At 73.5% G+C, this 18,063-nt stretch carries 17 protein-coding genes; 4 read left to right on the top strand and 13 right to left on the bottom strand.

What is annotated here, in order from left to right; translation table 11 throughout:
* Window positions 1–35 precede the first annotated feature (35 nt).
* The 5 genes from D6B71_RS03700 to D6B71_RS03680 form a co-directional block, all read right to left on the bottom strand.
* Window positions 36–1,082 (bottom strand): iron-siderophore ABC transporter substrate-binding protein, encoded by a 1,047-nt coding sequence (locus tag D6B71_RS03700; RefSeq protein WP_206051547.1) that lies wholly within the window; start codon window positions 1,080–1,082, stop codon window positions 36–38.
* A 121-nt stretch (window positions 1,083–1,203) separates the two neighbouring features.
* On the bottom strand, window positions 1,204–2,076 hold the full coding sequence (locus D6B71_RS03695) for an ABC transporter ATP-binding protein (RefSeq protein WP_121252154.1): 873 nt from the start codon (window positions 2,074–2,076) through the stop codon (window positions 1,204–1,206).
* 35 nt (window positions 2,077–2,111) lie between these two features.
* The gene (locus D6B71_RS03690) at window positions 2,112–3,203 is read right to left on the bottom strand and encodes a FecCD family ABC transporter permease (protein WP_206051546.1); all 1,092 of its coding nucleotides are present in this window, start codon (window positions 3,201–3,203) and stop codon (window positions 2,112–2,114) included.
* Entirely contained in the window at window positions 3,200–4,276 is a 1,077-nt protein-coding gene (locus tag D6B71_RS03685) for a FecCD family ABC transporter permease (RefSeq protein WP_121252152.1), read from the bottom strand. The genes D6B71_RS03690 and D6B71_RS03685 overlap by 4 nt, the downstream gene beginning before the upstream one ends.
* A gap of 121 nt (window positions 4,277–4,397) precedes the next feature.
* Window positions 4,398–4,748 (bottom strand): saccharopine dehydrogenase family protein, encoded by a 351-nt coding sequence (locus D6B71_RS03680; protein ID WP_121252150.1) that lies wholly within the window; start codon window positions 4,746–4,748, stop codon window positions 4,398–4,400.
* Window position 4,749: 1 nt separating this feature from the next.
* Between D6B71_RS03680 and D6B71_RS03675 the strand changes: the two genes are divergently transcribed.
* Window positions 4,750–5,331 (top strand): GlxA family transcriptional regulator, encoded by a 582-nt coding sequence (locus D6B71_RS03675; protein WP_121252148.1) that lies wholly within the window; start codon window positions 4,750–4,752, stop codon window positions 5,329–5,331.
* 47 nt (window positions 5,332–5,378) lie between these two features.
* Here the strand turns inward: D6B71_RS03675 and D6B71_RS03670 are convergent, their stop codons facing one another.
* From D6B71_RS03670 to D6B71_RS22610, 3 genes are all read right to left on the bottom strand, one after another.
* Window positions 5,379–6,455: a branched-chain amino acid aminotransferase gene (locus D6B71_RS03670; protein WP_121252146.1), complete on the bottom strand. Its 1,077-nt coding sequence runs from the start codon at window positions 6,453–6,455 to the stop codon at window positions 5,379–5,381.
* 154 nt (window positions 6,456–6,609) lie between these two features.
* Complete coding sequence (locus tag D6B71_RS03665) at window positions 6,610–7,704, bottom strand: 3-isopropylmalate dehydrogenase (protein ID WP_121252144.1); 1,095 nt, start codon at window positions 7,702–7,704, stop codon at window positions 6,610–6,612.
* Window positions 7,705–7,715: 11 nt separating this feature from the next.
* On the bottom strand, window positions 7,716–7,853 hold the full coding sequence (locus D6B71_RS22610) for a hypothetical protein (protein WP_164519530.1): 138 nt from the start codon (window positions 7,851–7,853) through the stop codon (window positions 7,716–7,718).
* 407 nt (window positions 7,854–8,260) lie between these two features.
* Between D6B71_RS22610 and D6B71_RS03660 the strand changes: the two genes are divergently transcribed.
* Complete coding sequence (locus D6B71_RS03660) at window positions 8,261–8,827, top strand: O-methyltransferase (RefSeq protein WP_121252142.1); 567 nt, start codon at window positions 8,261–8,263, stop codon at window positions 8,825–8,827.
* Window positions 8,828–8,851: 24 nt separating this feature from the next.
* On the opposite strand, the gene D6B71_RS03655 is transcribed toward D6B71_RS03660, so the two are convergent.
* From D6B71_RS03655 to yczE, 4 genes are all read right to left on the bottom strand, one after another.
* Window positions 8,852–11,416, bottom strand: coding sequence for a hypothetical protein (locus tag D6B71_RS03655; RefSeq protein ID WP_121252141.1), 2,565 nt, complete (start codon window positions 11,414–11,416; stop codon window positions 8,852–8,854).
* Between the two features lie 124 nt (window positions 11,417–11,540).
* Entirely contained in the window at window positions 11,541–12,185 is a 645-nt protein-coding gene (locus D6B71_RS03650; protein ID WP_121252139.1) for a 3'-5' exonuclease, read from the bottom strand.
* Window positions 12,182–14,056, bottom strand: coding sequence for a DUF294 nucleotidyltransferase-like domain-containing protein (locus tag D6B71_RS03645; protein WP_121252137.1), 1,875 nt, complete (start codon window positions 14,054–14,056; stop codon window positions 12,182–12,184). Before D6B71_RS03645 ends, D6B71_RS03650 begins: the two co-directional genes overlap by 4 nt.
* A gap of 21 nt (window positions 14,057–14,077) precedes the next feature.
* Entirely contained in the window at window positions 14,078–14,788 is a 711-nt protein-coding gene (gene yczE, locus D6B71_RS03640) for a membrane protein YczE (RefSeq protein ID WP_121252135.1), read from the bottom strand.
* Between the two features lie 61 nt (window positions 14,789–14,849).
* On the opposite strand from yczE, the gene D6B71_RS23735 reads away from it, so the two are divergent.
* Window positions 14,850–15,773: an aminotransferase-like domain-containing protein gene (locus tag D6B71_RS23735; RefSeq protein WP_206051545.1), complete on the top strand. Its 924-nt coding sequence runs from the start codon at window positions 14,850–14,852 to the stop codon at window positions 15,771–15,773.
* The gene (locus D6B71_RS23730; protein WP_206051544.1) at window positions 15,770–16,288 is read left to right on the top strand and encodes an aminotransferase class I/II-fold pyridoxal phosphate-dependent enzyme; all 519 of its coding nucleotides are present in this window, start codon (window positions 15,770–15,772) and stop codon (window positions 16,286–16,288) included. Before D6B71_RS23735 ends, D6B71_RS23730 begins: the two co-directional genes overlap by 4 nt.
* Before the next feature lie 4 nt (window positions 16,289–16,292).
* Here D6B71_RS23730 and serA read toward each other — a convergent pair whose 3' ends face one another.
* Window positions 16,293–17,864: a phosphoglycerate dehydrogenase gene (gene serA, locus D6B71_RS03630; RefSeq protein ID WP_240641055.1), complete on the bottom strand. Its 1,572-nt coding sequence runs from the start codon at window positions 17,862–17,864 to the stop codon at window positions 16,293–16,295.
* Between the last annotated feature and the right edge of the window lie 199 nt (window positions 17,865–18,063).

Genomic DNA, 18,063 nt, shown 5'->3' with positions numbered 1-18,063 from the left:
CCCGGGGCGGTGGACGGACGTCGAGAGGACCGAGCTCAGCCGGCCGCCTCGACGGCGGGGACGAGCGCCTCGATGAAGGCGTCCAGGCCCCAGGTCAGCGACAGCGCCGTCGGCGGCGAGACCGAGGACACGACGTCCTCGCCCACGACCGAGGCGACGGTGCCGTTCTGGAACTGCGACATCGCCTGGAAGGTCTTGTCGCCGGCGATCTCGTCGGCACGCTCCTGGTTGGGCGCGTAGGAGAGCAGCACGTCGGAGGTGAGCTTGTCGACCTCCTCGGTGCTGATCGTGTAGTAGAACGTCGACTCCTCGGTGTCGAGCTCGCCGACGCTGGGTGCCAGCGTGAAGCCGAGGTCCTCGAGGAACTCCACCCGCGGGTCGGCCGCCCGGTAGACGTAGAACGCGCTGGGGTCGATCGCGACGGCGGCGATCGTCTTGCCCTCGAACTCCGGGTGCGCCTCCGCGGCGGCGGCCACCTCGGCGTCGATGTCCTCGAGCAGGGCCTCGGCCTCGTCGCTCTTGCCGAGGGCTTCGCCGACGGTGGTGATCACGTCTCGCCACGGGGTGGCCCAGGGCTGGTCGGGGTAGGCGACGGTGTCGGCGATCTGCGAGAGCTTCTTGTAGTCGGCCTCGGTGATGCCGGAGTAGTTCGCCAGGATCAGGTCGGGGGCCGCCGCGGCGATCTCCTCGAACGGCGGCTCGGCGGTCTCGCTGAGCAGAGCCGGCTCCTCGCCGCCGAGCTCGGCGATCTTCTCGCTCTGCCAGGGCATCCGGCCCGAGTCGTCGGCGCCGTAGGAGTACTTCGGCATCGCGACCGGCATCACGTCCAGCGCGAGCACGGCGTCGCCACTGGCCCAGCCCCAGGTGACGACACGCTGCGGCTGCTCGTCGATCTCGGTCTCGCCGAAAGCGTGCTCGATGGTGACCGGCTCGAAGGTCTCCTCGGCCGGCTCACCCCCGGCCGACTCGTCGGTGTCCTCCTCGGAGCCACAGGCCGCGAGCGGCAGGACCAGCAGCAGGGCGACGGCGGGCAGGACTCGGCGCAGGCCGGTGGCCGGCGTCTTGGGACGAAGGGACCTCACGTCCACTCCTTGCGGTGCGGGACCGGGAGCCCGGTCGTTGATAGGTAAGCCTTACCTTACAACCACGAACCCGCAGGGATGACCACGATGCCCGAACTCCGGGCGTGGCCCGCGTCTCAGCTCAGGCCACCCGGCCCCGACGACGACCGGCCGGCACCACCATCGGCGCCCCCGTGACCGGGTCGGGGACCACGCTCGCCCGCAACCCGAACGCCGCCTGGACGCACTCCGCGTCGAGCACGTCGGCCGGCGCACCCTCGCGCAGCACCCTCCCCTCGTGCATGACCACCAGGTGGTCGGCGTAGCGGGCGGCCAGGTTCAGCTCGTGCAGGACCATCACCACGGTGGTGCCCGAGGTCTCGTTCAGGTCGGCCAGCAGATCCAGCAGGTCGACCTGGTGGGCGATGTCGAGATAGGTCGTGGGCTCGTCGAGCAGCATGATCCGCGGGTCCTGGGCCAGCATCATCGCCAGCCACACCCGCTGCCGCTGCCCGCCCGAGAGCTCCTCGACGCGGCGCGCCGCCAGGTCGTGGAGGTCGGTGAGCGCCAGCGCGCGCGACACCGCCTCGGTGTCGGCGGCACTCCATCGACGGAAGGCCCCCTGGTGCGGGTGGCGGCCGCGGCCGACCAGGTCGGCGACGGTGATCCCCTCGGGGGCCAGCGGCTGCTGCGGCAGCAGGCCCAGCACGGCCGCGACGTCCTTGGGCCGGAGCCGCTGCAGGTCCTCGCCGTCCAGCTCGACCCGGCCCCGGGACGGCCGGAGGACCCGGGCCAGGGCCCGCAACAACGTCGACTTGCCGCACCCGTTCGCGCCCACGATCACCGTGACCCGCCCCGGCGGGATCTCCAGGTCGACCCCGTGCACCACCGTCCGCTGGTCGTAGGCGAGGTGCACCCCGCGGGCCGAGAGCCGGACCGGATCGGAGGCCGCAATGCCCGACACCTCGGTGGCCTGCTGCGGCGCGGCCACCGGCACCGCTGTCGTCGTCGTCATGAGCGCTCTCCTTCGTTGCGGGAATCCGGTCGGCATCACGCGGTCCGCGCGCGACCGGTGGCCATCAGCCAGATCAGGTAGGGGCCGCCGATCACGCCGGTCACGACTCCGACGGGCAGGGACAGGTCAGGCGACACGAGATGCTGGGCGACCACGTCCGCCCCCACCACCAACGCCGCGCCGACCAACGCGGCAGGCAGGAGGGCGGTCGAACCGTGGCCCGCCAGCCGCCGGGCGATGGGGGCCGAGACCAGCGCCACGAACGCCACCGGACCGGCGGCCGCCGTCGCGACACAGGCCAGGGCGACGCCCAGCAGCACCACCACCGCGCGCACGCGCTCGGGGCGCACCCCCAGGGCCGCGGCCTGCTCGTCGCCGAGCAGGAGCAGCCGGAGACGTCGGGAGACGAGCGCCACCAGCGGCACCAGCACCCACAGCGCCAGACTGAGCGTGGCCACCAGCTCGGGCGTGGCCTGGCCGAGGCTGCCGGTCATCCACACCAGCGCGTCCGCCGCGGCGTTGAGCTCGCTGCGGGTCAGCAGGTAGCCCACGACGCTGGTGCACAGGTAGGCCACCCCAATGCCCGAGAGCACGAACCGGTGACCCGTCATGCCGCCCCGCCACGCCACGGCGTACAGCAGCAGACCGACGCTCAGTCCACCGGCGAGGGCGGAGAACGTGACGGGCCAGCCGCCCATGCCCGCGAGCAGGAGGGCCGCCACCGCGGCGGCACTGGCTCCCTGGGAGATGCCGATGATGTCGGGGCTGGCCAGCGGGTTGCGCAGCACCGACTGGAAGAGGGCGCCGGCCAGACCGAAGGCGACCCCCACCAGGAGCCCGAGCTGGAGCCGCGGCAGGCGCAGCTCGCCGACGATGAAGCCGGCGGGCGGCGCGTCGTCGCCGGCGACGGCCGCCAGGACCTGGCCCAGCGTGAGCCGGTAGTCGCCCAACATCAGCGCGGTCAGCGACAGCGCGAGCACCGCGCCCAGGAGGGACGCCACCACCACCAGGGTGCGCAGCAGCCGGCGACGGCGCAGACCGCGCACGCTGCGGCGCGCGGTGTCCTCGCGATCGGCCTCGACACCTCCCGGCTCGCCGGCGCGCATCGGCGACAGCACGGTGGTCACGACGCCACCCCCTTCGCCCGCCGCACGATGGCCAACAGCACCGGTGCCCCGATGACCGCGACCACCAGCCCCGCCTCGACCTCGCCGGGGCGGGCCACCAGCCGGCCCGCGACGTCGGCCACCAGCAGCAGCAGCGGACCGAGCAGCATCGAGAGCACCACGATCCAGCGGTAGTCGGGCCCGACGACGACCCGGGCCAGGTGGGGCACCACCAGTCCCACGAAGGCGATCGGGCCGGCCATCGAGACCGCCGACCCGCACAGCAGGACCACGGCCGCGACGACCAGCAGGCGGCCGCGCGCGACGTCCTGGCCGAGTCCCCGCGCCACGTCGTCGCCGAGCGCGAGCGCGTTGAGGACGCGTCCTGCGGCGAAGGAGAGCGCCAGCCCGGCGGCCACGAACGGCAGGACCGTCACCAGCACGTCGAGGGGGCGGTTGGCCAGCGAGCCGACCTGCCAGAAGCGGTACTCCCCCAGGGTGCGCTGGTCGGTCAGCAGCACCACGGTGATGATCGAGGTCGCGGTCGCGGTGAAGGCGGCTCCGACCAGGGCGAGCTTGACCGGGGTGACGCCCTCCCAGCCCATCGAGGCGGCCCCGTAGACGACGACGGCGGCCACCGCGGCACCGAGGAACGCGAACCACAGGTAGCCGCCGACCGAGCCGACCCCGAGTCCGGAGATCGCGACGATCACGGCCAGGGAGGCGCCGGAGTTGATGCCGAGCAGCCCCGGGTCGGCGATGGGGTTGCGGGTCACGCCCTGCATCAGCGCGCCCGCCACCCCCAGGGCGGCGCCGCCGACGAGGCCGATCAACGTGCGCGGGACCCGCAGGTCACGGACCACGAGGTGGTCGTTGTCGCCGTCGACCGGTGACCAGAGCGCCGCCCACACCTCGCCTGGTGCGATGTCGCGCGCCCCCCACATCAGGCTGGCCAGCGTGGTCAGCGCGAGCAGCGCGAGGAGGACGAGCACGGCCAGGACGCCGCGGCGGCCGGTGGCCGACGGTGCGGCGCCCGGACCTTCGGGGCCGGGCGCGGGCGGGGGCGTGCCAGGAGACTCGAGCACCGCGCTCATGTCCGCCTCCTCCGACCGTCGCCGTCGTTCGCAGGTAAGGCTAACCTCACTTGTCGCGGGGTGCGACCCGAAGCCCGAGATCCCCGGTGTGATGCTCCGGACCTCGGCCGCGCCCGCCGAGTCAGCCGAGCCGGATGCCGGCCGGGTGCCGGGCGAGCTCGCGCAGGACGTCGCTCGCATCGAAGGCCTGCCCGGGAGCCAGCGCGCCGGTGCCGCGGGCGCGTCCGTCCAACAGGCGTACGACGCCCGCCACGAGCAGTGGTGCGGTGACCGCGTAGATGTCCCGCCCGGACACCGCGAGCCGTCGCTCCTCGACACCGCGTCGCACGACGGCCTCGACGACGAAGCGCTGCTCGGACCGGCCCCGCTCGTCGGTGGCGGTCGGCGCAGGGGTGGCCGGGTCGCGCAGGTCCGCCAGGGGCGCGGTGCTCAGCCAGGAACGCAGCTCACCGACGTCGAGGTGACGCGCCACCGTGACGACCTCGGAGAACGGCGACGACCTCGCCCGGCGCTACCCGCGCATCGACGTGCGTGCCGACGTCCTCTACACCGACGACGGCGACCTGCTCACCTCGGCCGGCAAGACCGCGGCGCTCGACCTGTGCCTGCATCTGGTGCACGGCGACCTGGGGGCCACCGCCGCGACCGGCCTGGCCCGACGGCTGGTCGTCGCAGCGCACCGCGAGGGCGGTCAGGCGCAGTACGTCGCCGCACCCCCCGGTCCGCGTGCCTCGGTGGGGCTCACCCCCGCGTTGGTGTGGGCTCGGGCGCACCTCGACCGGCCGATCACCGTCGGCGACCTCGCCCGGCAGGCCGGGCTCAGCAGCCGCCAGCTCGCCCGGCGGATGAACGCCGAGCTGGGCAGCGCGCCACTCGACTGGCTGCACCGGCAGCGGCTGTCCCGCGCCCAGGAGCTGCTCGAACGCACCGACGCGGGCGTCGAGCAGGTCGCCGCCAGCTGCGGCCTGGGCAGCGCCGCGACACTGCGCCGCCACTTCCAGCGCACCTTCGGCGTGAGCCCGACGGCGTACCAAGCGGCATTCCGGTTGCGCTGATCCGGGGGTGAGCCGGGCCGGACCGGGTCGGACACTCCGGCGAGGGGTCAGACGATGCGGTGCATCCAGCCGAAGGAGTCGTCGGCCCGGCCGTACTGGACGTCGACCAGCGCCTTGCGGACCGCCATGGTGACCTCGCCCGCCTCGGCCGCGGCCGGCACCTCGCCGCCGTCCCACTTCAACGAGCCGACCGGAGTGACCACGGCGGCGGTGCCGCACGCGAAGATCTCCTTGATCTCGCCGCTGGTCACACCCTCGCGCCACTCGTCGATGTCGACCCGGCGCTCCTCGACCCGGAAGCCCAGCTTGCCGGCCAGCTCGATGATGCTGGCCCGGGTGATGCCCTCGAGGATCGTGCCGGTCTCGGGGGTGACGATGCGGCCGTCGCCGTAGACGAAGTAGAGGTTCATGCCGCCGAGCTCCTCGACGTACCTGCCCTCCTGGGCGTCGAGGAACACGACCTGGTCGCAGCCGTTGGCGGTGGCCTGCTGCTGCGCCACCAGCGAGCTGGCGTAGTTGCCGCCGGTCTTGGCCGCGCCCATGCCCCCGCGGCCGGCACGGGTGTACTCCTCGGTCAGCCACAGCGTGACCGGCCGGACGCCGCCCTTGAAGTAGGCGCCGGCGGGGCTGGCGATCACCATGAAGGTGACGTGCTGGGCGGGGCGCACGCCCAGGAACGCCTCGGAGGCGAACATGAACGGTCGCAGGTAGAGGCTCTTCTCCCCCGCCGGGTCGGGCACCCAGCGCTGGTCGACCCGGACCAGCTCGTCGACCAGGTCGACGAAGTCGGGCACCTCGAGCACCGGCAGCGCCAGCCGGTGGCTGGAGCGGACCATCCGCGCGGCGTTCTCCTCCGGGCGGAACGACCAGATCGAGCCGTCCTCGTGCCGGTAGGCCTTCATGCCCTCGAAGGTCTCCTGCGCGTAGTGCAGGACGGCGGTCGCCGGGTCGAGGGTCAGCGGGCCGTAGGGCTCGATGCGCGCGTCGTGCCACCCGGTCTCCGGCGTCCACTCCACCGTGAGCATGTGGTCGGAGAAGTGCTGGCCGAAGCCGGGGTTGGCGAGGATCTCGGCGAGGCGGGCGTCGTCGACGGCGGTCGTCGAGAGGGTGGTGCGGATGTCCATGGAGGGCACGGTAGTCGACCTTTCGGGCAGGCGGGGCAGCAGTGGCGGGGCGGCCCGGGGCGGTCGACTTCACGCGCGTTGCCCACGCTTCCCGCGTGCTGCAGCGCGTGCGGTGTGCGGCGATCGCCGGATATCCGGCGATTCCGCCGCCGCCTCAGGCCCCGGCTACTCGCGCCGCGATCGCGTCGCCGACCTCGGAGGTACGCCGGGTGGCGCCGTGAGCGCGCGCCGCGAGGTCGTCGATGACGGCGCGCTCCACGGCCGCGGCCGCGTCGGCGTGGCCGAGGTGGTCCAGGAGCAGGGAGACCGAGAGGATCGCCGCGGTCGGGTCGGCCTTCTGCTGTCCGGCGATGTCGGGGGCGGAGCCGTGCACCGGCTCGAACATCGACGGCGTGGTGCGGTCGGGGTTGACGTTGCCGGAGGCGGCCAGGCCGATGCCGCCGGTGATCGCGGCGGCGAGGTCGGTGATGATGTCGCCGAACAGGTTGTCGGTGACGACCACGTCGAAACGTGCCGGGTCGGTGGTCATGAAGATCATCGCCGCGTCGATGTGCATGTAGTCGACGGTGACGTCGGGGAACTCGGCGGCCACCTGCTGCACCAGCCGCCACCAGACCGAGCCGGCGTTGACCAGCACGTTGGTCTTGTGCACCAGCGTCAGCTTCTTGCGCGGCCGTCGCTGGGCCCGGGCGAACGCGTCGCGGACCACCCGCTCGACCCCGAAGGCGGTGTTGACCGACACCTCGGTGGCGACCTCGTACGGGGTGCCGACGCGCAGCGCGCCGCCGTTGCCGGTGTAGGGGCCCTCGGTGCCCTCGCGGACGACGACGAAGTCGACCTCGCCCTTGTCGAGCACGTGGTCGGCCAGCGGCGAGACGCTGCCCGGATAGATCCGGGAGGGCCGGAGGTTGACGTAGTGGTCGAGCTCGAAGCGCAGCCGCAGCAGCAGCCCGCGCTCGAGGATTCCGGGCGGCAGGTTCGGGTCGTTCGGCTTGCCGCCGACGGCACCGAGCAGGATCGCGTCGTGGTCGCGGATCTCGGCGAGCACCGAGTCGGGCAGCACCTCACCGGTGGCCAGGTAGCGCTCGGCCCCCAGGTCGTAGCGGGTCTGCTCGAACTTCACCCCGGCCGGCGCCACCACGTCGAGGACCTTGAGGGCCTCCGCGGTGACCTCCTGGCCGATGCCGTCGCCGGGGATGACGGCGAGCCGGACGGTGCCGGTGCCAGGGCTGGGGTGGCTGCTGCTCATGGACGACAACGTTAGTTGTCGTCGGGGCGCTGGCCGCCGTTGTCCCGCAGGTCGAGCGAGGCCTGGAGGGCGGCGCTGACGTTCTCGTGGCTGCGGGGGTTGTCGGGGTGGTGGCTGGCGGGGCCCCATTCGGGGTACATGTCGTACATCGTCTCTGCTGCTTCCTGGCGGGCCGTCCGGCGGCGGACGGAGGTGCGGGCGGTGGCTGAAGAGGGAGTCACCGGCGCAAGGGCCCCGCGGCGGGGGCGGACGCCCCGCGGATCACGCGGAGAGAGGGACCGACAGGGAGCGGGTCACACCATGACTGTTGGCTGCGACCCACCGCGGGAGCCTCTCGCGACGGTGAGAAGGCTGAGCTTCTCGGTCGTGGGGCCACGCAACGCCGAACTCCGCGGCGAGGTGGCCTCACGCAATCAGGCCTCGCCGCGGCGCTCGATGAGTACGAACACGCTCCGCATAGTGATCCGAGGGTAGGGGGCGACCTCCGCGCCTGTCAGGTGTTTTCTGGATCTGCCCGCCATCCGAGACGCGGGTCCCAGGATGAAAGACTCCTCGCATGAGTGCCCCGCCCGAGCTGCCCGAGGTCGTCTCGCGTGCGTTCGCGGTCTCCCGCCAGGCCGGCTACGTGTCGTTCTGCCGCAACGAGACCGGCCGTCTGCTGGCCGCCCTGGCCGCCACCCGGGGCGGCACCATGGCCGAGTTCGGCACCGGATGCGGCGTCGGCACCGCCTGGCTGCGCTCCGGCGTCCGCCGCGACGCGCGCATCCTGACCGCGGAGCTGGACCCCAAGCTCGCCACCGCGGCGGCGGCGATCTTCGACGACGACCCGTTGGTCGAGGTGCTGGCCGCCGACTGGTCGACGCTGCTCGACAAGGGACCGTTCTCGCTGCTCTTCCTCGACTCCGGGGACCCCAAGGCGGTCGCCGTCGACGCGGTCGCCGACCTGGTCGAGGAGGGCGGCATCGTGGTCCTGGACGACTTCACGCCGTGTGAGCTGTGGCCCCCGATCGCCGACGGCCGGGTCGACACGCTGCGCGAGCAGTGGCTCTCCGACGAGCGGTTCACCAGCGTCGAGGTGATGGTCGCGCCCGACGCGTCGACGATCATCGCGACCCGGCGCTGAGCCAGCGCTCCGCCGCGCCGTCGCTCAGCGCAACCGGAACTTGGACCACCCGGTGGCCGAGACGGTCTGGCCCCGGCTGTCCAGGCCGACGACCCGCCAGGTCCAGCGTCCCGCCGGCAGGTCGGAGACCGCGGCGTACGCGGTTCCCACCGTGCTGGCCTCGTAGCCGTCCGCGCCGTGCCGCAGCTCCATCCGGTACGACGCGGCCTGCGGGCTGGCGCGCCACGAGAAGTAGGCGCGACGGGAGTCCATGCGGGCGTTCGGACGCGGGGAGACCAGCCGGGGCGCGGCGGCCCGGACGCGGAACCGCTGCCAGGGACCCCACGCCGACTTGTTGCCGCTGTAGTCGGTGCGGCGGACCCTCCAGACCATGTCCTTGCCCAGCGACTGCAGCGGCTCGTCCCAGGTGAACGCCGTCTGCCGCAGGTTGTAGCCCTCAGCAGCGAGGTTGCCGCTCGAGGCGGTGGTGTCGGCGTTGCGATAGACCTCGATGTCGTAGTACTTCGCATAGTCCAGCGGTTGCCAGCGGAACGGCTGGACCGCGCTCACGGCCTCCCCCGCGCTCGGGGAGATCGGGACCGGGGACGGCGAGGTGTGCGTGAACGGCCGCGCCTCGCTCCAGGTCAGGCCGTTGCCGGCACCGTCGACCGCTTGCACCCGCCAGAACAGCTCCCCCTCCGGGTAGTGCCGGTCGAACGCGGTGTAGGTCGTCTGGTCGACGAGCTGGTTGTCGATGAGCTTCGAGAAGGTGGCGGTGTCGGAGACCTGGACGCGGTACTGGCGTCCGGCCTGCTCCGGGCGTTCGCCGACGTCGCCCAGGGCGCCGCTCGGCAAGGACAGGTTGGTCTCGAGGTAGTCCCGCCAGACGAACGTGACCTGGTCCGCGACGCTCGCCCCAGGCGTCGGCGCCGTCTGCTCGACCGCCGCCGACTTCTTGCGGAAGGCGTGCGATGCCTGCCGAGGCATCGGGCCACAGGGAGAGGCGCCTGCGCCGCAGGCGCGCACGAACCAGTAGTAGGCCTCTCCGGCCTGGGTGTCGGGCAGTGCGCTCTTGGCGACCCAGCGTGTGTTCTGCGTCGCCGGCAGCGAGCCGACCTCTGCTGCGCTTCCGTAGCCGTCGACCATGTTCGTGAAGTTCACGTCGTGCGAGAGGTAGAGGCGGTACGAGGTCGCCCCGGGCACGGGGTCCCAGTCGAAGACCGGCGTCGCCCGGACGTCGGTGCACACGGCGGGCAACGCCGTGCCACACGGTGCCGCGCCGGAACCCGACAGCAGGACTCGTTGACCTGAGACAGGTCCCACCGTGCCGGCGGTGACGCCGGTCGGCGCGAAGGTGAACTCGCGGGGCTCCGAGATCAGGCTGTTGACGGCCTGATTGCGGGATCCGGGGTCGTCCAGGGCACGCACCCGCCAGAAGTAGGTGCCGCTCTTCGCCGGCATGCATTCCGATCTGTCCGACCACCGGGGTGTGTAGGTGGTCTGAGTGGTGACGCAGGTGCTGACCCCGACCGCGAACCCGGGATCGGTGCTGAAGTCCAACGCGTAGCGCGAGGCCAGTCGCACCGGCGCCCACTCGAAGAACAGGTCGTCCTGTCCGACGGAGGCACCCGCGGTGGGGTGCTGGAGCTGCGGGGCGAGCAGCCACGCCCGCCGGAACTCCCCCGTCCGCACCGGGTAGCTCGGCCATTCCTCACGGTTGCCGAGGGCGTCGACGGCCCGGACCTGCCACCAGTACGCGGCGTTGTCGTAGGTCACCGGGGGTGAGTAGCGCGTTCCCGACAGGAGGCGCTGGTCGGTGATCGTGTTGAAGCCGTTGTCGGTGCTGACCCGGATCTCGTAGGCGACGGCACCGGGGACGGGGTCCCATCCGAGGACGACGTCCTCCATCGGCTGCACGCGGTCGACATCGCGAAGTGAGACCGGACGCAACGGCAGCAGCGTGTAGGACCGGGCCTCCGAGTAGCGCGTGTTCACGTCGTTCCCGAGGACCGCGTGCACCCGCCACCAGTAGGTGCCGACCGGCTGCGGCTCGTTGACCACCGTGGAGGTCGTCTCCGTGGTGTAGGTCTCGACGTCGACCCAGTCCTTCTCGGCGCCGTCGATCTCGACCACGTAGGAGCGCGCGCCGGGGACCGGCTCCCAACGCAGCACCGGGGGATCCTCGGGCTGCTGGAGCTCCACCCCGCTCGACGGCCCCACCAGGCTCGGACCGGAGCGGGCGGAGCGCACGAACCTGCCGCCGGCCCATCCGCTGGTGCCGGATGCGGTCACGGCCTGCACTCGCCAGTGGAGCCTGCCCAGGGGCAGCGTCCCGGTGGGCGTGGAACGGACGTTGACGGTGGTGGAGTCCCACAGCACGGTCGCGAAGGAGGAGGAGTGGGAGACCTGGACGCGGTACTCGCTCGCGCGCGGGACCGGGCGCCAGGACAGCACCGGGCTCGTCGCGACCGCGGTCACCTTCAGGCCCCGTGGCTTCGGCGGGGCCGCCTCGGCCGGCGCCGCGGCCAGGGCCGCGATCACGACCCCGAGCGCGAGCACCAGACTGAGCCAGCGATGAGGCGCCAGGGCACCTCCGAGCACGCGATCCATGACGTTCCTCCCCAGACGACCACCCGAAGGTTAAGGAAGCGATCGACCGCGCGCAGACGAACCTGAAGGAAACCTCGGGACCACCCGCCTCTCCGCGACCAGGGCCGAGGCTCCCCCGTCCGGATCAGCGTGGGCCCGGGAGCAGCCGCCGCCACCAGCCCTCCCGCAGCCGCAGGTCGCGCAAGGTGACGGCGCGGCCGTCCGCCTCCAGCTCGGCGAGCTGGGCCAGGTAGAGCTCGGCGGCGGCGAGCGCGTCACCGAGCGCGTCGTGGCTGCGCACGGGCGGCAGGCCGTGGCGGGCGCGAGCCCGCCACAGCCGCAGCGCACCGGCCGGCAGCTCCGAGTGGGCGCGGTGCAGGAGCCGGCGCTCGAGCCGCAGCGTGCACACGACCGGCCCCGAGCGCAGCACGGCCGGGAGCGGCTCGCCCAGGCGGCGGTACGCCGCGCGGAGGAACCCCACCTCCATCGGCGCGTGGTGGGCGAGCAGCGCCCGGCCCGCCAGCGCGTCGTCCAGCAGCCGCAGTGCCTGGTGGAGCGGCAGGCCCTGGACCAGGTCGTCATGGGTCAGGCCGTGGATGGCGACCGCGGGGCCGGGATCGTCGTGGCCGACGAGGACTCGGCGCGCCCCGGCGAGCTCGATCCGGCCGCCGTTCACCGGCACCCAGCCGATCGCCAGCACCCGGTCCCGGTGCGGCGAGAGGCCGGTGGTCTCCAGGTCGACCGCGAGCAGCGGAAGTTCGGCCGAGGGGCAGCCGTCGGGCGGGGTCACGTGATCGCGCGGACCGGGTAGCGCATCGCCAGCGCGCTCTGGGCGGAGCGGATCACACCGAAGGCGGCCTTGAGGTGCTGCTTCTCGAACGAGCTGAGCGCGTCGGTGGCGATCCAGTTGTCCGGCACCCGCCCCTCACGCACCAGGTCGGCCTGGTGCCGAAGACGCAGGTGGCCGAGGAACTCCCAGGCGTCACGGAGGTCCGCGGCCAGCGCCGAGCTGAGCCGGCCGTCGGACTCGGCGTCCTCGAGCCGGTCGAGGGTGTTGGTCCGGGCCGAGCCGGCGGCGAGCGCGTGCACCCGGGCGACCTCGGAGACGATCAGCAGGCCGCCCCGCTTCACGTCGAGGCTGTCGCGGTGATCGCCGCTGCGCTCGACCACGAGGCCGCGGAAGAAGCCGACCGGCGGGTGCGTGCGAGCCGCCGCTCCGGCCAGGTAGGCCAGGAACAGCGGCGACCCGCGCACCGAGGTTCGCTGGTGCTCCACCAGGGCCTCGGACAGCGACGCGTCGCCCGCCAGGTGGCGCAGGTCGAAGAAGACGCTGCACTCCAGGACGGCATCGGGCGTCGGGGCCGAGAGCCAGCGCATCACCTGGCGCTCCCACCCCGCCAGCGTCATCCGCCAGCGGGGGTTGGACGCCATCTTCTGGCCGCGGCAACGCGGGTAGCCGGCCCGCTCGAGGCCCAGGGTCACCCGGTCGGCGAGCTCGGCGAACCAGGCGTCGTGGGCCTCGGTCGCGTCGTCGTGCAGCACCAGAGCGTGGTCCTGGTCGGGGCCGAGCGCCTGCTCGAACCTGGCTCGAGAGCCGAGCGTCACCCAGGCGTAGGGGACGGGGGGCGGGCCGAGCTCGGCCTCCGCGAGCTCGATCAGCCGCCGCTCCACCGCATCGCCCACGGTGGTGACGACCCGGCCGGCGTCGTGGGCGGTGCTGCCCTGTCGCACCAGCGACTCGACCAGCGGGGCCAGCCGGCCGGCGACCTCGGCGACCGCCGCCGCGTCGGTGGCCTTGGCGACGTCGCCGACCAGGTGCACGGGGTTGGCCTGTTCGAGGCGGAGCAGGTCGGTGGCGGTGACCATGCCCACCACCCGGCCCTGTCGCAGCAGCGGCAGGTGGTGGATGTTGCGACGGACGAGCTCGAGCATCGCCTCGAGGGCGAGGGCGTCGGGGTCTGCGGTGATCGGATCGGGGGTCATCACCTCCGCCACCGAGACGCCGGTGTCGACCCCCGCCGCCACCACGCGGCCGCGCAGGTCGCGGTCGGTGAGGATGCCGGCCAGGCGGTCGCCGTCGGTGACCAGCACCGAGGAGATCCGCTCTTCGGTCATCCGCTGAGCCGCCGCACGGACGGTCGCCTCGAGCGGGACCGCCACGGGCGGCCGCCGGACCAGATCGCCGATCCGGCTGCGGAGCACCGGCCCGGCGGGTGGCTCGTGGTCCTCACGCTGCCGGGCCACGGCCGAGCGGAGCCGTCCTCCGAGCGGCGCGGCGAAGAACGCGGCCAGGTCGGGGTGGTCAGCACACAGGGTCGCGAACACGTCGGCGGGCACGGCCAGCAGCAGGCTGTCCTCGATGGCCATGGCCGTCGTGGGCTGCGGCGCGCCGTTGCGCAGCGCCGTGCCACCCAGGCAGGTGCCGGCCGCTCCGCGCTCGACCAGGTGGCCGGCGGCGTCACGCACCTCGACCGCCCCCGAGCGCACCACGAGCAGCTCGGTGGGCACCTCCCCCGCCGGCAGCACCACCGAGTCGCGACGACGGTAGACGACGCTCGCCCGCGCGGGCAGCGCCTCCTGCACGGTCTTGGGCAGCCAGGCGAAGGGTGGGTGCTCGGCCAGGAAGTCGCGCAGGTCGGCGAGCTCGACGTCGAGGGCCACGCCCCCATCATGCCTGCCGGCTCACCCCTCGTCTCGGCTCTGCACCGGTTGCTCGACCGGGAGCCGGACTGCCACGGTCCAGGCGGGGAGCAGCCGCTGGGTCAGCGGTCCGATCGCGAGCGCGTAGAGCACGGTGCCGGCCCCGGCGACGCCGCCGAGGAGGAGCCCGAGCAGCACCACGCCCACCTCGAGCCCGGTACGCACCAGGCGAAGCGAGAGACCGGTGCGCCGGTGCAGGCCGGTCATCAGTCCGTCCCGCGGGCCCCGGCCGAGCTGGGCCCCGATGTAGAGGGCACTGGCCAGCCCGCAGAGCAGCACCCCGCCGATCATGAGTCCGCCGCGCCAGACGGCACCGGCGGGCGCCTCGAGCAGGGCCAGGGTGGCGTCGGTCGCGACGCCCACCACGATCGCGTTCGAGATCGTGCCCAGGCCGGGCATCTCGCGCAGCGGCACCCACGCGACCAGGACCGCGAAGCTGGTCAGGACCAGCGCCTGCCCGAGCGTGAGCGGGAGGTGCCGACTCAGGCCCGAGTGGAGGACGTCCCAGGGCGCCAGGCCGAGGTCACCGCGCACCATCATCGCCAACGAGACCCCGTAGAGCACCAGCCCCACGTAGAGCTGCGGCAGCCGCCGCCCCAGCCGGCCCGCGCGCAGCTGGGCGATCGGTCCCAGCTCGACGAGGGTCAGCGTCGGGCGCTCGGACCGGGAGGAGACGAGGGGACGTGACGGCACCCGCCCAGCCTCCCCACAATTGGCCTGTTGACAAATAGCCAATCATGAGAGAGTGGCCTGCATGCTGCGCTCCGTCACCGCGGCCCGCACCGCCACCCTGGTCGGCGACTTCGACCGCCGGCCCGCCTACGAGGGGCTGGCGCGAGCGCTGACCGAGCTGATCGGCGACGGCCGGATCCCCACCGGCACCCGGCTGCCGAGCGAGCGCGACCTGACCGCCCGGCTCGGCGTCTCGCGCACCACGGTGGCCCGGGCCTACGGCCTGCTCCGCGACAGCGGGTACGCCGAGTCCCGGCGGGGCGCGGGCACCTTCACCCGGATGCCCGGGAGCGCCAGCAGGGTCCTGGACCGGGCCCTACACCCACGCCAGGACGGCGACGCCGGCATCGACCTGAGCTGCGCGGCCACCAGCGCGCCACCCGGGATCGCGGCCGCGTACGCCGCCGCGGTGGAGGACCTGCCCGCCCACTTGGGCGGGCACGGCTACTACCCGGCCGGCCTTCCCGCCCTCCAGGAGGCCGTCGCGCGCAGCTACGCCGAGCGGGGCCTGCCCACCGAGCCCGGCCAGGTCGTGGTCACCCCCGGGGCCCTGTCGGCGGTGGCGATCGTCGGCCGGGCTCTGGCCGCCCCGGGGGCCCGCGCCCTGGTCGAGTCGCCCAGCTACCCGAACCCCGCGCAGTCGCTGCGCCAGGTCGGCCTGCGACTGGGCTCGGTGCCCGTCGACCCCGACGGCTGGGACCTCGACGCCGTCGGCGCCGCCGTGCGGCAGGCCGGCGCCGACCTGGTCTACCTGGTCCCGGAGTTCCAGAACCCCACCGGCCACCTGATGACCGAGGCCGAGCGTGCCGCGTACGCCGCCCACCTGGCGGCCGCCGGGACGCTCCCGGTGGTCGACGAGGCGCACCAATGGCTGGGCCTCGACGCAGGCCCGATGCCGCGGCCCTTCGCCGCCTATGCCCCGCACGCGCTCAGGTGGGCAGCATGAGCAAGGGCTTCTGGGGCGGCCTCCGGGTCGGCTGGATCCGGGCGCCCCACCATCTGGTGGACCGGCTCACCTCGGCCCGGCTCGGCCTGGACCTGGGCGTGCCGGTGCTCGAGCAGTTGGTCGCCGCCCGGCTCCTCGACGACCCGGGAGCGGTGCTCGAGCACCACCGCAGCCGGCTGCGCGGGCAGCGTGACCGGCTGGTCGCCGCCCTCACCGAGCACCTGCCCGACTGGCGGTTCCGGGTGCCCTCGGGCGGGTTGGTGCTGTGGTGCGAGCTGCCCGAGGCGGCGGCGAGCGCCGTGGCGGCGGCCGCGGAGCGCGGTGGTGTCACCGTCGCCCCGGGGCCGGTCTTCGCACCGGAGGGAGGATTCGACCGCTTCCTCCGGCTGCCGTGGACACGTCCCGGTGACGAGCTCGAGGAGGCCGTCCGTCGCGTCGCCACGGCTTGGGAGGAGGTTCGGGGCCGGGCGGACACGACTCCGGGCGGGCGGCCCGGCCGGGTGATGGTCGCCTGAGTCGTCAGACCAGGTCGACGGCGCGCACCAGCTCGGCCTCGATGGCCTGCTGGATCTCGTGCAGCGTGTCGGGGGGGATCGCCGAGTCGACCGACAACGCGGCCAGCGCCCGGCCGCCCTTGGCGTCGCGGGCCACCTGCATGCCGGCGATGTTGACGCCCGCGTCGCCCAGGATCACCCCGACGGTGCCGACGATGCGCGGCCGGTCGGCGTAGGCCAGGAAGGCGAGGTGCTCGGTGGGCTCGAGCTCGACGTCGAAGCCGTTGACCTCGACCAGGCGCTCCCGCTGGTTCATGCCGATCAGGGTGCCGCTGACCGAGACCTGGGAGCCGTCGGCGAGGGTGCCGCGCAGCGTGATCAGGCTGCGGTGGTCGGGGCTGTCGGGGTCGACGACCAGCCGGACCGCGGTGCCGCGCTCGGCGGCGAGCAGCGGGGCGTTCACGTAGGAGACCTGGTCCTCGACGATGTCGGTGAACACGCCCTTGAGCGCGGCCAGCTCGAGCACCTTGACGTCGTAGTCGGCGAGCTCGCCGCGCACCTCGACGTCGATGGACTGCGCCACCTCGGCCGCCAGGCCGGTGAAGACCCGGCCCAGCTTCTCGGTGAGCGGGATGCCGGGACGGACGTCCTCGGCGATCACGCCGCCCTGCACGTTCACCGCGTCCGGCACCAGCTCGCCGGCCAGGGCCAACCGCACCGAGCGGGCGACCGCGAGGCCGGCCTTCTCCTGCGCCTCGGCGGTCGAGGCTCCCAGGTGCGGGGTGGCGACCACGTTCTCGAGCTCGAACAGAGGGCTGTCGGTGCACGGCTCGGTGGCGAAGACGTCGAGCCCGGCGGCGGCCACCCGGCCCTCCTTGAGCGCGGCGTACAGCGCCACCTCGTCGACGATGCCGCCCCGGGCGGCGTTGACCAGCACCAGGGTGGGCTTGACCCGGTGCAGCTCGTCGTGGCCGATCAGGCCAACGGTCTCGGGCGTCTTCGGCAGGTGCACCGACATGAAGTCGGAGTCGGCGAGCAGCGTGTCGAGGTCGACCAGGCGGACGCCCATCTGCGCGGCCCGGCCGGCCTGCACGTAGGGGTCGTAGGCGATCACCTTCATGCCGAACGCGGAGAGCCGCTGGGCGACCAGCACGCCGATCCGGCCGAGCCCGACGATGCCGACGGTCTTCTCGTACAGCTCGGTGCCGGTGTAGCGCGATCGCCGCCACTCGCCCTGGCGCAGCGCGTGGTGGGCCGGGGAGACGTGCCGTGCGGCCGCGAGCATCAGTGCCACCGCGAGCTCGGCGGCCGAGACGATGTTGGAGGTCGGCGCGTTGACCACCATCACGCCGGCGTGCGTCGCGGTCCGCACGTCGACGTTGTCCAGGCCCACGCCGGCGCGCGCGACCACCCGCAGCCGGGCGCCGGTGGCGAGCACCTCGGCGTCGACCTTCGTCGCCGAACGGACCAGGAGGGCGTCCGCGTCCGGCAGGGCCGCCAGCAGGGCCGCCCGGTCGGTGCCGTCGCAGTGCCGGACCTCGAAGTCCGGCCCGAGCGCGGCGACCGTGGCGGGGCTGAGCTCTTCGGCGATCAGCACGACGGGGTGCCTGGACGACCGGTCGTCCGGCCTGTCGGCGGGGTGGGTCACAGCGGGTCCTCGCGGGTGGTCGTCGCGATCGTCCTCGCCGAGTCGTCGAGTCATCGCGGTTCTGCCGCGGCGCCGGGAGCCGGCGGGGCGGTGTCGAGCACGACGCTGTGCCGGCCTCCACCCTACCCGAGCACCGCGCGAAAAGCGG

The sequence above is a fragment of the Nocardioides ferulae genome (genome assembly GCF_003660455.1).
Lineage (GTDB): Bacteria > Actinomycetota > Actinomycetes > Propionibacteriales > Nocardioidaceae > Nocardioides > Nocardioides ferulae.
The sequence above is the reverse complement of the archived record's forward strand: the minus strand, read 5'-3'. Positions and strand labels throughout refer to the sequence as shown.

Bases quoted from the DNA above. Each gene is read 5' to 3' on its own strand.
- D6B71_RS03695 (WP_121252154.1), bottom strand. From the start codon at position 2,076: ATGACGACGACGACAGCGGTGCCGGTGGCCGCGCCGCAGCAGGCCACC.
- D6B71_RS03685 (WP_121252152.1), bottom strand. From the start codon at position 4,276: ATGAGCGCGGTGCTCGAGTCTCCTGGCACGCCCCCGCCCGCGCCCGGC.
- D6B71_RS03670 (WP_121252146.1), bottom strand. From the start codon at position 6,455: ATGGACATCCGCACCACCCTCTCGACGACCGCCGTCGACGACGCCCGC.
- D6B71_RS03665 (WP_121252144.1), bottom strand. From the start codon at position 7,704: ATGAGCAGCAGCCACCCCAGCCCTGGCACCGGCACCGTCCGGCTCGCC.
- D6B71_RS22610 (WP_164519530.1), bottom strand. From the start codon at position 7,853: ATGTACGACATGTACCCCGAATGGGGCCCCGCCAGCCACCACCCCGAC.
- D6B71_RS03660 (WP_121252142.1), top strand. From the start codon at position 8,261: ATGAGTGCCCCGCCCGAGCTGCCCGAGGTCGTCTCGCGTGCGTTCGCG.
- D6B71_RS03655 (WP_121252141.1), bottom strand. From the start codon at position 11,416: ATGGATCGCGTGCTCGGAGGTGCCCTGGCGCCTCATCGCTGGCTCAGT.
- D6B71_RS23735 (WP_206051545.1), top strand. From the start codon at position 14,850: ATGCTGCGCTCCGTCACCGCGGCCCGCACCGCCACCCTGGTCGGCGAC.
- D6B71_RS23730 (WP_206051544.1), top strand. From the start codon at position 15,770: ATGAGCAAGGGCTTCTGGGGCGGCCTCCGGGTCGGCTGGATCCGGGCG.